The sequence below is a fragment of the Pseudomonas jilinensis genome, from assembly GCF_003586265.1.
Classification (GTDB): domain Bacteria; phylum Pseudomonadota; class Gammaproteobacteria; order Pseudomonadales; family Pseudomonadaceae; genus Halopseudomonas; species Halopseudomonas phragmitis.
On the sequence record NZ_QJSA01000009.1, the window covers coordinates 136,854 to 149,865 of the forward strand.

General features: G+C 58.9%; 10 protein-coding genes. All 10 read right to left on the reverse strand.

What is annotated here, in order from left to right:
• Positions 1-69 precede the first annotated feature (69 nt).
• Entirely contained in the window at positions 70-1,395 is a 1,326-nt protein-coding gene (gene brnQ / locus C2846_RS11340) for a branched-chain amino acid transport system II carrier protein (RefSeq protein WP_080051027.1), read from the reverse strand.
• A gap of 120 nt (positions 1,396-1,515) precedes the next feature.
• Positions 1,516-2,397, reverse strand: a complete 882-nt coding sequence (gene sucD / locus C2846_RS11345) for a succinate--CoA ligase subunit alpha (protein ID WP_080051028.1) — start codon at positions 2,395-2,397, stop codon at positions 1,516-1,518.
• Positions 2,397-3,563 carry an ADP-forming succinate--CoA ligase subunit beta gene (sucC, locus tag C2846_RS11350; protein ID WP_080051029.1) on the reverse strand — a complete coding sequence of 389 codons (1,167 nt, stop codon included), beginning with the start codon at positions 3,561-3,563 and terminating at the stop codon, positions 2,397-2,399. Before sucC ends, sucD begins: the two co-directional genes overlap by 1 nt.
• Positions 3,564-3,742: 179 nt before the next feature.
• A complete protein-coding gene (gene lpdA, locus C2846_RS11355; RefSeq protein ID WP_080051030.1) occupies positions 3,743-5,179 on the reverse strand; it encodes a dihydrolipoyl dehydrogenase in 1,437 nt (478 codons plus the stop codon).
• 85 nt (positions 5,180-5,264) lie between these two features.
• Positions 5,265-6,497 (reverse strand): 2-oxoglutarate dehydrogenase complex dihydrolipoyllysine-residue succinyltransferase, encoded by a 1,233-nt coding sequence (gene odhB / locus C2846_RS11360; RefSeq protein WP_119701494.1) that lies wholly within the window; start codon positions 6,495-6,497, stop codon positions 5,265-5,267.
• A gap of 38 nt (positions 6,498-6,535) precedes the next feature.
• On the reverse strand, positions 6,536-9,370 hold the full coding sequence (locus C2846_RS11365; RefSeq protein WP_119701495.1) for a 2-oxoglutarate dehydrogenase E1 component: 2,835 nt from the start codon (positions 9,368-9,370) through the stop codon (positions 6,536-6,538).
• Between the two features lie 303 nt (positions 9,371-9,673).
• Positions 9,674-10,378: a succinate dehydrogenase iron-sulfur subunit gene (locus C2846_RS11370; RefSeq protein WP_080051033.1), complete on the reverse strand. Its 705-nt coding sequence runs from the start codon at positions 10,376-10,378 to the stop codon at positions 9,674-9,676.
• Between the two features lie 11 nt (positions 10,379-10,389).
• Positions 10,390-12,162, reverse strand: a complete 1,773-nt coding sequence (gene sdhA / locus C2846_RS11375) for a succinate dehydrogenase flavoprotein subunit (protein ID WP_080051034.1) — start codon at positions 12,160-12,162, stop codon at positions 10,390-10,392.
• Entirely contained in the window at positions 12,163-12,531 is a 369-nt protein-coding gene (gene sdhD / locus C2846_RS11380; RefSeq protein WP_080051035.1) for a succinate dehydrogenase, hydrophobic membrane anchor protein, read from the reverse strand.
• On the reverse strand, positions 12,525-12,911 hold the full coding sequence (sdhC, locus tag C2846_RS11385) for a succinate dehydrogenase, cytochrome b556 subunit (RefSeq protein ID WP_176472787.1): 387 nt from the start codon (positions 12,909-12,911) through the stop codon (positions 12,525-12,527). Before sdhC ends, sdhD begins: the two co-directional genes overlap by 7 nt.
• Between the last annotated feature and the right edge of the window lie 101 nt (positions 12,912-13,012).

The window sequence follows — 13,012 nt, forward strand, 5'->3', positions numbered from 1 at the left end:
TGATCAGACGACGCCTGAGCGCCGCCTGGCACATATTGCAAGATCAGGCCGACAGTCTGATCGGCAGCATCAGGAGTCCGCAGAGGCGACCGGAACTCTCAAATGCCCATGCCGCAACTGCTCCGCCAGTATAGCCAGCACCAGGGCAACCAGCACAGGCACCAGCCAACCCAGCCCATCCTGAGCCAGCGGCAAACGATCCAGCCAGCCCGCCGAAGTAATCAGCCCGGCGGCCTTGAGCCCGTCCACTACACCAAACACCAGAGTAACCAGCATCACCGGACGCATGATATTGCCCGGACGCGCCCAGTTGCCACAAAGCAGGCCCAGACACACCAGCACAATCGCCAGCGGGTAAAGCCCCACCAGCACCGGCACCGACACCTGGATCAGGTTGTCCAGGCCCTGATTGGCCACCCCCAGGCTGAACAGCGCAAATACCCAGACCACGGAAGCGTAACTGACCGGCAACCAGCGACTGAAGAACTCACCACAGGCCGTCAGCAGACCCACAGCAGTGGTCATACAGGCCAGGATGATGACCAGCGCCAACAGCAGACTGCCAAAGGTGCCGAACCGGTACTGCACGTAAGCGGCCAGGATCTGTCCGCCATTAGCACCTTCGGTCACCAGACTGCCGCTGGTCGAGCCCAGGTGGAACAGAGCCAGGTACACCAGTGACAGACCGATGGCCGCCACCACACCGGCAATGACGGTATAACGGGTAACCAGAGCCTCATTGCTAACCGCCCGATCACGAATCGCCGTAGTAATCACGATGCCGTAAACCAGAGCACCCAGCGTATCCATGGTCAGATAACCCTGCAGGAAGCCCTGAATCATCGGGCTGCTGCGATAGGCGCCAGAGGCCAGGCTCTGCTCCCCTGCGGGCATCAGCAGTGCGGCGCAGCCGAGCACAATCAGGCACAGCAGCAATAGCGGAGTAATGAACTTGCCCACCCGATCAATCAGTCGTCCGGGATTGAGCGCCAGCCCGACCACTAGAAGGAAGTAGACCAGGGTATAGATCAGCAAGGCCTTCCAGTCGCTGCCTGTGAAGGGCGCGACACCCATTTCATAGGACACTACGGCCGTACGCGGCGTGGCAAACAGTGGACCAATGGCCAGGTAGACCAGCACCGCCAGCGCCAGGCCGGCGGTACGTCCCAGCGGAGCCGTCAAGGTATCCAGCCCACCACCGACCCGGGCCAACGCCACTACAGTCAACAACGGCAGCCCCACTGCCGTGAGCAGAAATCCCAACGAGGTCAGGCCCATTTGATCGCCAGCGGCCAGACCGGCGCTTGGCGGGAAAATTACGTTACCGGCACCCAGGAACAGGGCAAAGGTCATGAACCCCAAGGCCAGCAAATCTAACGGTTTAAGTGTAGTCATAACAATCGTGCGAGGGCATCCTGCCGCTTGTCTCGCGCTTACTCCAGATTGCAGGATAAAAGGATCAATAAAACAAACCCCGCCGAAGCGGGGTTTGTCAGGGCCTAGATAGGTCAGGCCTTACTTCATGGACCAGCCGGTCAACTCGGCCAGCGCTGCGCCGATATCGGCCAGCGAACGTACGGTTTTGACACCGGCGTCTTCCAGAGCAGCGAACTTCTCGTCAGCAGTACCCTTGCCACCGGAGATGATCGCACCGGCATGGCCCATGCGCTTGCCGGCCGGAGCGGTCACACCAGCGATGTAGGACACAACCGGCTTGGTGACGTTGGCCTTGATGAAGGCTGCGGCCTCTTCCTCGGCGCTACCACCAATCTCACCGATCATGACGATGGCTTCGGTCTTCGGATCGTCCTGGAACAGCTTCAGGATATCGATGAAGTTGGAACCCGGGATCGGGTCACCACCGATGCCCACACAGGTGGACTGACCGAAACCGGCGTCAGTGGTCTGCTTGACGGCTTCATAGGTCAGGGTGCCAGAACGCGAAACGATACCGACCTTGCCCGGCAGGTGAATGTGACCAGGCATGATGCCGATCTTGCACTCGCCGGGAGTGATCACGCCCGGGCAGTTCGGGCCGATCAGGCGAACGCCCAGCTCGTCACACTTGACCTTGGCGTCGAGCATGTCGAGAGTCGGGATACCTTCGGTGATGCATACGATCAGCTTGATGCCAGCGTTGGCGGCTTCCAGGATCGAGTCCTTGCAGAACGGAGCCGGTACGTAGATGACGCTGGCGTCAGCACCGGTGGCCTCAACGGCTTCGGCAACGGTGTTGAACACCGGCAGGCCGAGGTGAGTGGTACCGCCCTTGCCGGGGGTAACGCCGCCAACCATCTGGGTGCCGTAGGCAATCGCCTGTTCGGAGTGGAAAGTGCCCTGGGAACCGGTAAAGCCCTGGCAGATGACTTTGGTGTCTTTGTTGATCAGGATGCTCATTATTTACCCTCCGCGGCCTTGACGACTTGCTGGGCAGCGTCGGTCAGACTGGTTGCAGCGATGATGTTCAGACCACTTTCGGCCAGGACCTTGGCGCCCAGGTCGGCGTTATTGCCTTCCAGACGCACAACCACCGGCACTTTCACGCCAACTTCCTTGACCGCGCCGATGATGCCTTCGGCGATCATGTCGCAGCGCACGATACCGCCGAAGATGTTGACCAGAACAGCCTGGACATTGCTGTCGGACAGGATGATCTTGAACGCTTCGGTTACGCGCTCCTTGGTCGCACCGCCACCAACGTCGAGGAAGTTGGCCGGCTTGCCGCCGTGCAGGTTGACGATGTCCATGGTACCCATGGCCAGACCGGCACCGTTGACCATGCAGCCGATATTGCCTTCCAGGGCAACGTAGTTCAGTTCGAACTTGGCAGCGTGGGCTTCACGCGGGTCGTCCTGGGACGGATCGTGCATGGCGCGCAGCTTGGGCTGACGGTACATGGCGTTGCCGTCGATGTTGATCTTGGCGTCCAGGCAGTGCAGATTGCCGTCTTCCTTGATCACCAGCGGGTTGATTTCCAGCAGGGCCAGATCATAATCGGCGAACAGTTTACCCAGGCCAACGAAGATGTTGGTGAACTGCTTGATCTGGTCGCCTTGCAGGCCCAGTTTGAAAGCCAGCTCACGGCCCTGGTAGGGCTGCGGGCCCACCAGCGGATCGATAGTGGCCTTGAGGATTTTCTCAGGAGTTTCCTCGGCGACCTTCTCGATCTCGACACCACCTTCGGTGGAGGCCATGAACACGATACGACGGGTGGAGCGATCTACTACCGCACCGAGGTACAGCTCTTTGGCGATATCGGTGCAGGCTTCAACCAGAATCTTGCTGACCGGCTGACCATTGGCGTCTGTCTGGTAGGTCACCAGGCGCTGACCCAGCCACTGCTCGGCGAAAGCCTTGGCGTCTTCGCGGCTCTTGACCAGCTTCACACCGCCAGCCTTGCCACGACCACCGGCATGCACCTGGGCTTTGACAACCCACATGTCGCCGCCGATCTTGTCGCAGGCTTCAGCCGCTTCTTCGGGAGTGTCTACAGCAAAGCCTTTGGATACAGGAAGACCGTATTCAGCGAACAGCTGCTTCCCCTGATATTCGTGAAGATTCATGCTTATCTACCGTTTCATCGTGTAGGAATTGCGTTTATGACAGTAGCCGACCCTGCACCACCGCCACCCTTGACCCTCCGGAGAAGGTCCAACCGGCCGCAACCGGAATTGCCACATCGTGCTGAAGCCAACCCGACTACCGGGCCCAATCAGGACCCGGCAGTCACGGACGCGCTAGTTTAACGCTTCTTGCGGTTGGCAACATGAATTGCGTGACCATTAACCGCCAGTGCTGCTTCGTGCAGCGCTTCAGACATGGTCGGGTGCGAGAACACCATCATGCCGATGTCTTCGGCGCTGCTGCCGAATTCCATGGCGATGGCGCCCTGCTGAACCAGCTCGGCGGCAGCCGGGCCAATCACGTGAACACCGAGAATACGGTCAGTCTTGGCATCGGCGATCATCTTGACCAGACCACCGGTGTCGTTGGCCGCCATAGCTCGGCCGCTGGCCGCAAACGGGAAAACGCCGACATTGTACTCGACGCCTTCGGCCTTAAGTTGCTGCTCGGTCTTGCCAACCCAGGCGATTTCCGGGTGAGTGTAGATAACCGAAGGCACCAGATCGTAGTTCATCGCAGCCTTCTGGCCGGCAATGCGTTCTGCGACCATCACGCCCTCTTCCGAGGCTTTGTGCGCCAGCATGGCACCACGCACAACGTCACCAATAGCGTAAACACCCGGAACGCTGGTAGAGCAATAATCATCAACGTAGATCACGCCGCGCTCGTCCAGATCGACACCACAATCGGGAGCCAGCAGGTTTTCGGTGTAGGGGCGACGGCCAACAGCCACGATCAGCTTGTCGAAGGTCAGTTGCTGTTCACCTTCGGAGTCGGAGAACGAAACGATGACCTGCTTGCGCTTGATCTCGGTGCCGGTCACACGAGCCCCCAGGCGGACCTGCAGGCCCTGCTTGGTGAAGGTCTTCAGGGCTTCCTTGGCGACCTGTTCGTCAGCCGCGGCGAGGAAGTTTTCCAGAGCTTCGAAAACCACCACTTCAGCACCCAGACGACGCCAGACCGAGCCCAGCTCCAGACCGATCACGCCACCACCGATAACGCCCAGTTTCTTCGGAACGCTGGTGAACTCCAAGGCACCGGTCGAATCGACGATGATGTCGTCGGTCAACGGCGCCGGCGGAATTTCAATCGGGCGCGAACCAGAAGCCAGAATCACGTTCTCGGCTTCGATGATCTCGGTCTTGCCGTCCGGCGTGGTTACTTCGACCTTCTTGCCGGCCAGCAGCTTGCCGTGACCTTCGATACTGGTCACACCATTGGCCTTGAACAGCGCGGCAACGCCGCCGGTCAGCTGCTTGACGATCTTGTCCTTGCGCTCGACCATAGCCGGAACGTCCATACTGACGCCCTTGACCTCGATCCCGTGGATCTTGAAGCCTTCCTGGGCTTCATGGAATTTCCAGGAGCTGTCCAGCAGCGCCTTGGACGGAATGCAACCGACGTTCAGACAAGTGCCACCCAGGGCCTGCTTGCCGTCCTTACCGACGTATTTTTCAATACAGGCGGTTTTCAAACCCAGTTGCGCAGCGCGAATGGCGGCTACATAGCCTCCAGGGCCAGCGCCAACGACTACCACATCAAATTTCTGGCTCATGTAATCAATCCTCTGTCGTGCAAGCTTTAAGCTTGAGGCATGAAGCTTAGGGAAGAAGCCGGGGATCGCCCGGCTTCAGCGAGGTTCAGACTTCCAGCAGCAGACGAGCCGGGTCTTCCAACAGGTCCTTGATGGCCACCAGGAAGCTCACCGCTTCCTTGCCGTCGATCAGACGGTGGTCGTAGGACAGGGCCAGATACATCATCGGCAGGATCACCACCTGACCGTTAACCGCCATCGGGCGCTCCTGGATCTTGTGCATGCCCAGAATTGCAGTTTGCGGCGGGTTGACGATCGGCGATGACAGCAGTGAACCGAACACACCACCATTGGAAATGGTGAAGGTGCCGCCGGTCATTTCTTCGATCGACAGTTTGCCATCACGCGCCTTGCGGCCGTAGTCGGCGATACCGCCTTCGATCTGAGCCAGGCTCATGAACTCGGCGTTGCGCAGGACCGGCACGACCAGGCCACGATCACTGGATACGGCGACGCCGATGTCCATATAACCGTGGTAGACAATATCGTTGCCATCGATGGAAGCGTTGACCGCCGGGAAGCGCTTGAGCGCCTCGGTAACAGCCTTGACGAAGAACGACATGAAGCCCAGGCGCACGCCATTGTGCTTCTTCTCGAACAGGTCCTTGTACTTGCTGCGCAGGTCCATGACCGGCTTCATGTTGACTTCGTTGTAGGTAGTCAGCATAGCCATGGTCGACTGGGCAGAGACCAGACGCTCGGCAACGCGGGCGCGCAGACGGGTCATGGGCACGCGCTTCTCGATCCGGTCACCCTCACCCAGGCTGACTGCCGGGGCCGCCGCAGCGGGCTTGGCAGCCGCAGCCGGAGCAGCCTGCGGAGCATTTTTCTTGGCTTCGATGGCGTTAAGCACGTCTTCCTTGGTGATCCGGCCACCCTTGCCAGTGCCGTTAATTTCCCCAGAGCTCAGGCCATTCTCCTCAGCCAGTTTACGCGCAGCCGGCGACAGCAGCAGCTCGTCGTCCGACTCAGCCGCCTTGGCAGCCGGTGCGGCTTCGGCTTTGGATTCAGACTTTGCTTCAGCCTTGGGAGCGGCAGTCGCGCCAGCGTTCAGGGTGCCCAGCAGCTCACCACTGAGTACGGTATCGCCTTCACTCTTGACGATATCGCCTAGTACGCCGTCAGCCTCGGCCAATACTTCCATCACAACCTTGTCGGTCTCGATGTCAACGATCAGCTCGTCACGCTTGACGGCATCGCCAGGCTGCTTGTGCCAGGTGGCCACGGTGCCATCGGCAACCGATTCCGGAAAAGTGGGGGCTTTGATTTCAATAGCCATTGTCGATCCTTATGAATTCTTCGTTAGCTGCAAGGTGCTCAAACAGTAAAGGCGTCCTGCAGGAGTTTTTCCTGTTGTTCCGCGTGCATGGACGGGTAGCCGCAAGCCGGTGCCGCCGAAGCTTCACGACCAGCGTAGTCCAGATACAGATTCTTGACCTTGTGCTGAGCGAGAACCCGACGCATGTGGTGCTGACTGGAGTACCAGGCGCCTTGGTTCATCGGCTCTTCCTGACACCAGACCACCTTCTTCAGGTTCTTGTAGGGTGCCAGCACTTCAGCCAGGTCGTCCTCAGGGAACGGATACAGTTGCTCAATCCGGATGATGGCAATGTTGTCCTGCCCTTCGTTGCGACGCTTTTCCAACAGATCGTAATAAACCTTGCCGCTGCACATGACCACTCGATCGACCTTCTTCGGATCGATGCTGTCGATCTCAGGGATCACGGTGTGGAAGGAACCGTCGGCCAGTTCTTCCAGGGTTGAGGTGGCCAGTTTGTGGCGCAGCAGCGACTTCGGCGTCAGAGCGATCAGCGGCTTGCGCAGCGGACGGATCACCTGACGGCGAAGCATGTGATAAACCTGAGCCGGGGTCGAAGGCACGCAGACCTGAATGTTGTGCTCGGCGCACAACTGCAGGAAGCGCTCCAGACGCGCCGAAGAGTGTTCCGGACCCTGACCTTCATAGCCATGCGGCAGCAGCATGGTCAGGCCGCACAGACGCCCCCACTTGTGCTCGCCACTGGTGATGAACTGGTCAACTACCACCTGGGCACCGTTGAAGAAGTCACCGAACTGGGCTTCCCAGATCACCAGCGCATTCGGCGTGGTGGTGGCGTAGCCGTATTCGAAAGCCAGTACCGCCTCTTCGGACAGCAGCGAATCATAAATGTCAAAACGCGGCTGCGGCTCGGCCAGATTGGCCAGCGGAATGTAAGGTACGCCATCCTTCTGGTTGTGCAGCACGGCATGGCGGTGCGAGAAGGTGCCACGCCCGACGTCCTGACCGGTGATCCGGATCGGATGGCCTTCATGCAGCAAGGTGGCGTAGGCCATGGTCTCGGCGAAGCCCCAGTTCAGCGCCAGCGCACCGGCGGCCATCTTGCGACGGTCTTCGACGATCTTGCCAACCTGGCGCTGCAACACCAGACCGTCCGGCAGGCTGTTCAGGCGATTGGCCAGTTCCTGCAGGGTCTTGAGGTCGAAACGGGTGTCATGACGCGCGGTCCACTTGTGGCCCAGGTACGGCGCCCAGTCGACGAACGAACCAGTATCCGGCTCCTTGACCAGACTCTTGACCACGTGCTGGCCGTTGTCCAGCGCGTTGCGGTAGTCCTCGATCTTGGCCTGCACATCATCGCCGCTCAGTACACCTTCGGCCACCAGACGCTCAGCATACAGCTCACGAGTCGTTGGATGCTTGGCGATTTTCTCGTACATCAACGGCTGGGTACCGGACGGCTCGTCAGCCTCGTTATGGCCACGACGACGGTAGCAGACCAGATCGATCACCACGTCACGCTTGAACTGCATGCGGTAATCGACAGCCAGTTGGGTAACGAACAGCACGGCTTCCGGATCATCGCCATTCACATGGAAGATCGGCGCCTGAATCATCTTCGCAACGTCGGTGCAATACTCGGTAGAGCGGGCATCTTCCTGGCGGCTGGTGGTGAAGCCGACCTGGTTGTTGACGATGATGTGGATGGTCCCACCGGTCTTGTAGGCCCGGGTTTGGGACATCTGGAAGGTTTCCATGACCACGCCCTGACCGGCAAAGGCGGCGTCGCCGTGGATACTGATCGGCAGTACCTTGTCGCCAGTGACATCCTTGCGGCGATCCTGACGGGCACGCACCGAACCTTCGACTACAGGAGAGACGATCTCCAGGTGCGAAGGGTTGAACGCCAGCGCCAGGTGGACTTCACCACCGGAGGTCATGACGTTTGACGAGAAGCCCTGATGGTATTTAACGTCACCGGAGCCCAGGTCGATGATCTTCTTGCCTTCGAACTCGTCGAACAAATCACGCGGGTTCTTGCCCAGGGTGTTGACCAAGACGTTCAGGCGGCCACGGTGAGCCATGCCCAGCACCACTTCGCTGGTGCCGTAGGAGCCGGCGCGCTGAATGATTTCGTCCAGCATCGGGATCAGGCTCTCGCCACCCTCGACGCCGAAACGTTTGGTGCCCGGGTATTTGGTGCCCAGATATTTTTCCAGACCTTCAGCGGCAGTCAGGCGCTCGAGCAGATGACGCTTGCTCTCGACCGAGTGCTGCGGCTTGCCACGCACGCTTTCCAGACGCTGCTGGAACCAGCGGCGCTGGTTGGAGTCGACGATGTGCATGTACTCGGCACCGTAAGTCGAGCAGTAGGTCGACTTCAGTGCTTCGAGGATTTCACGCAGGGTGGCCTCTTCCTTGCCAATCTGCAGTTCGCCGGTATGGAACGGGGTGTCCAGATCGGCGTCGGTCAGGCCGTAATCATCGAGGCTCAGATCAGCGATTGCTTCCCGCTTCCACAAACCCAGCGGATCCAGGGTAGAAGCCTGGTGGCCACGCATGCGGTAGGCCTGGATCAGGCGCAGGACATCAACCTGCTTCTTCTCATGAGCACTGCTGACTTGACCGGCAACAGCCTGAGGGCGGCGCTGGTTGCGGGTAAGCAGTTCGAAGTGTTCACGAATGGTGGAATGGGAAATATCCGACGCAGCATAACCGTTGACCTGGGGCAGCTTCTGAAAATAGCTGCGCCACTCTTCGGCGACGCTGTTCGGGTCGTGCAGATAGAACTCGTAGAGCTCCTCAACGTAGGAGGCATTCCCACCGGATAGATGAGATGTGCTCCACAGCTGCTGCATTTCGCTGTCTGGCATGCTTGGTCACCCTCTATAAGGGGACACCACCTGGCGCAAAGACCATTAATTGGCAAAACACTGCCATCCGTGCAGAACCGACCAGAGGGTTGCCGGCATTGTCTCTACCGATCGCCCTACCCTGCCCAGGCTCTGCGAAACCGGAAAATTGCCGGCCCCGACAGATAGTTCGGGTGTTACCCGATTGCCCCTGTTGGTTTAGGTATTACAAACCGCGGCTTTGTGAGCTGCGGCCCGATTCACTTCTGACCGGCACCCTATAGCAGGTGCCGGCACAGGTTCATTTGATGCAGAGATCGCCGATCAGGTTCCGCTCTGCAGCAACATGTTGCGGATGTGGCCAATGGCACGGGTCGGGTTCAGACCCTTGGGGCACACATTCACGCAGTTCATGATGCCGCGGCAACGAAATACGCTGAACGGATCGTCCAGTGCTGCCAGACGCTCTTCGGTCTGGGTGTCGCGGCTGTCCGCCAGGAAGCGGTAAGCTTGCAACAGACCCGCAGGGCCGATGAACTTGTCCGGGTTCCACCAGAACGACGGGCACGAAGTCGAACAGCAGGCACAGAGAATACACTCGTACAGGCCATCCAGCTTTTCGCGCTCCTCAGGCGACTGCAGGCGCTCGATAGCCGGCGCCGGCGTGTCATTCTGCAAATACGGCTGAACCTTTTCGTACTGCTTGTAGAAGATGCTCATATCCACGACCAGGTCACGGATTACCGGCAAACCCGGCAGCGGACGCAGCACCAGCTTGTTACCCTTGACCACAGCAGACAGCGGAGTGACGCAAGCCAGACCGTTCTTGCCGTTGATGTTCATACCGTCCGAGCCACATACGCCCTCACGGCAGGAGCGACGGTAGGAGAAACTGCCGTCCTGCTCCTTGATCAGCGCCAGCACGTCCAGGACCATGATGTCCTTGCCGCCGGTATCGACCTGAAAGTCCTGCATGTGGGGAGCATTGTCGCTCTCCGGGTTGTAACGATAGACACTCACTTGCAACATATCGGTCACCCTTAGTAAGTACGTACTTTAGGTTCAAAGGCCGGAACGGTTTTCGGCGCGAAGTTCACAGCCCGCTTGCTGACCTCTTTGGTCTCGGGCTTGTACAGGCTGTGGCACAGCCAGTTCGCGTCATCACGCTCCTCGAAGTCTTCACGGGCGTGCGCACCACGGCTTTCCTTGCGGATCTCCGCGGCAATCGCAGTAGCCTCAGCCACTTCGAGCAGGTTTTGCAGTTCCAGCGCTTCAATACGCGCGGTGTTGAATGCCTGGCTCTTGTCATTGATCTTGACGTTGGCAATACGCTCACGCAGATCAGCCAGTTGCTTGATACCCTTCTGCATGTATTCACCGGTACGGAATACACCGAAGTAGTTCTGCATGCAGCTCTGCAGCTCTTTGCGCAGCGGAGCGACATCTTCGCCAGAGCTGCGCTCATTGAGGCCGGCCAGACGAGCCATGGAGGCATCGATGTCGGACTCGGAGGCGCCACGGTACTCGATGCCTTCCTTGAGCGCGCTTTCCAGGTGCAGACCGGCAGCCCGACCGAACACCACCAGATCCAGCAGAGAGTTGCCACCCAGACGGTTGGCGCCGTGTACGGATACGCAGGCCACTTCACCGACAGCAAACAGACCTTCGATGATCTTGTCGTTGCCGTTGGCATCCTGGGTGATCGCCTGACCATGGATATTGGTGGCGATGCCGCCCATCATGTAGTGACAGGTCGGAACAACAGGAACCGGAGCGACGACCGGATCAACGTGGGCAAAGGTCTTGGACAGTTCACAGATACCCGGCAGACGGCTGTGCAGAACCTCTTCACCGAGGTGATCGAGCTTCAGCATCACGTGGTCGCCATCCGGACCACAACCATTACCGGCAAGGATTTCCTTGACCATGGAGCGGGCAACTACGTCGCGGCCAGCCAGGTCCTTGGCGTTGGGAGCATAGCGCTCCATGAAACGCTCGCCATGCTTGTTGATCAGGTAGCCACCCTCACCACGGCAACCTTCGGTCACCAGCACACCAGCGCCGGCGATACCGGTCGGGTGGAACTGCCACATTTCCATGTCCTGGGCCGGAACGCCGGCGCGCAGGGCCATACCCATGCCATCACCAGTATTGATCAGGGCATTGGTGGTCGAAGAGTAGATACGGCCGGCACCGCCAGTGGCCAGTACCGTGGCCTTGGCACGGATATAGACGGTTTCGCCAGTTTCGATGCAGATGGCGATGACACCAACGATCGCGCCATCCTGGTTCTTGACCAGATCAACCGCGTACCACTCATTGAGGAAGGTGGTGTCGTGCTTGACGTTGTTCTGATACAGGGTATGCAGCAAAGCGTGACCGGTACGGTCAGCGGCGGCACAGGTACGGGCAGCCTGGGTCGGGTTGTCCGGGCCCTTTGACTGACCACCGAACGGGCGCTGGTAAATGCGGCCTTGCTCGGTACGCGAGAACGGCAGCCCCATGTGCTCCAGCTCAAATACCGCTTCCGGGCCTACCGAACACATATATTCGATAGCGTCCTGGTCACCGATATAGTCGGAACCCTTGACGGTATCGTACATGTGCCAGCGCCAGTCATCGTTCGGATCAGCCGAAGCGATGGCGCAGGTAATACCGCCCTGGGCGGATACAGTGTGCGAACGGGTCGGGAACACCTTGGTTACAACGGCAGTCTTGTGACCGCCCTGAGCCAGTTGCAGCGCAGCGCGCATACCGGCACCGCCACCACCCACGATGATGGCATCAAAAGTCAGAGTACGCATGTTAGCCATTTAGAAACCCCACAGAATCTGCACGCCCCAGACGAAAAGAACAAACATGGCCAGACCACAAACCGCCTGGAACAGGAAGCGGATCGGGGTAGCAACTTTGCCAAGAGCCATGGGAGTCAGGTAATCGGTCGAGATGGTCCACATGCCGACCCAGGCGTGAGCACTCAGGGCCACCAGAGTGAGCAGGCTGAAGATTCGCATCCAGTTCTGGCTGAACAGACCGTGCCAGGCTTCATAGGTCAGACCCGGATTGGCAACCATCCAGCCCAGCAGGAACAGAACATATACCGCCAGAACCACAGCCGATACGCGCTGGACCATCCAGTCATAAAGACCGCTGCGCGACAGGTTGGTGACGTTGGTTACCATATCCAAACCCCCAGAAGAACAATCAGAACGACCGAAACCACGATTACGATCTTCGAACCCAACTTGCCGCTTTCCAGCTCTTCGCCCACACCAGCGTCCATCAGCAGGTGGCGAATGCCGGCGACCAAGTGGTACAGCAGCGCAGACAGCACGCCCCAGATAACCAACTTGGCCAGCGGATTTTGCAGACAGGCCTTAACCTGCTCGAAACCACTTTCGGAACTCAGCGAGGTGTCCAGCATCCAAAGCAGACCAGCGATGGCGATGAACAGGATGATGCCCGAAATGCGGTGAGCGATTGACGTGTATGCAGTGATAGGTAGTTTGATTGTCCTGAGATCCAGGTTGACAGGTCTTTTGCTATTCACGGCTATATTCACACTCATGGCCCTGCGGGACAGGGCTGGATTATAGGAAGGTGCACTTTTGTGGGTACCCCAATGACCTCGTGGTCAGCCTTGCAATGAAAGCCGTTAAGGTC

What these genes read in the sequence shown, in the direction of transcription:
- brnQ (WP_080051027.1), bottom strand. Translation starts at nt 1,395, where the DNA reads ATGACTACACTTAAACCGTTAGATTTGCTGGCCTTGGGGTTCATGACC.
- odhB (WP_119701494.1), bottom strand. Translation starts at nt 6,497, where the DNA reads ATGGCTATTGAAATCAAAGCCCCCACTTTTCCGGAATCGGTTGCCGAT.
- sdhD (WP_080051035.1), bottom strand. Translation starts at nt 12,531, where the DNA reads ATGGTAACCAACGTCACCAACCTGTCGCGCAGCGGTCTTTATGACTGG.
- sdhA (WP_080051034.1), bottom strand. Translation starts at nt 12,162, where the DNA reads ATGGCTAACATGCGTACTCTGACTTTTGATGCCATCATCGTGGGTGGT.
- sucC (WP_080051029.1), bottom strand. Translation starts at nt 3,563, where the DNA reads ATGAATCTTCACGAATATCAGGGGAAGCAGCTGTTCGCTGAATACGGT.
- C2846_RS11365 (WP_119701495.1), bottom strand. Translation starts at nt 9,370, where the DNA reads ATGCCAGACAGCGAAATGCAGCAGCTGTGGAGCACATCTCATCTATCC.
- sucD (WP_080051028.1), bottom strand. Translation starts at nt 2,397, where the DNA reads ATGAGCATCCTGATCAACAAAGACACCAAAGTCATCTGCCAGGGCTTT.
- lpdA (WP_080051030.1), bottom strand. Translation starts at nt 5,179, where the DNA reads ATGAGCCAGAAATTTGATGTGGTAGTCGTTGGCGCTGGCCCTGGAGGC.
- C2846_RS11370 (WP_080051033.1), bottom strand. Translation starts at nt 10,378, where the DNA reads ATGTTGCAAGTGAGTGTCTATCGTTACAACCCGGAGAGCGACAATGCT.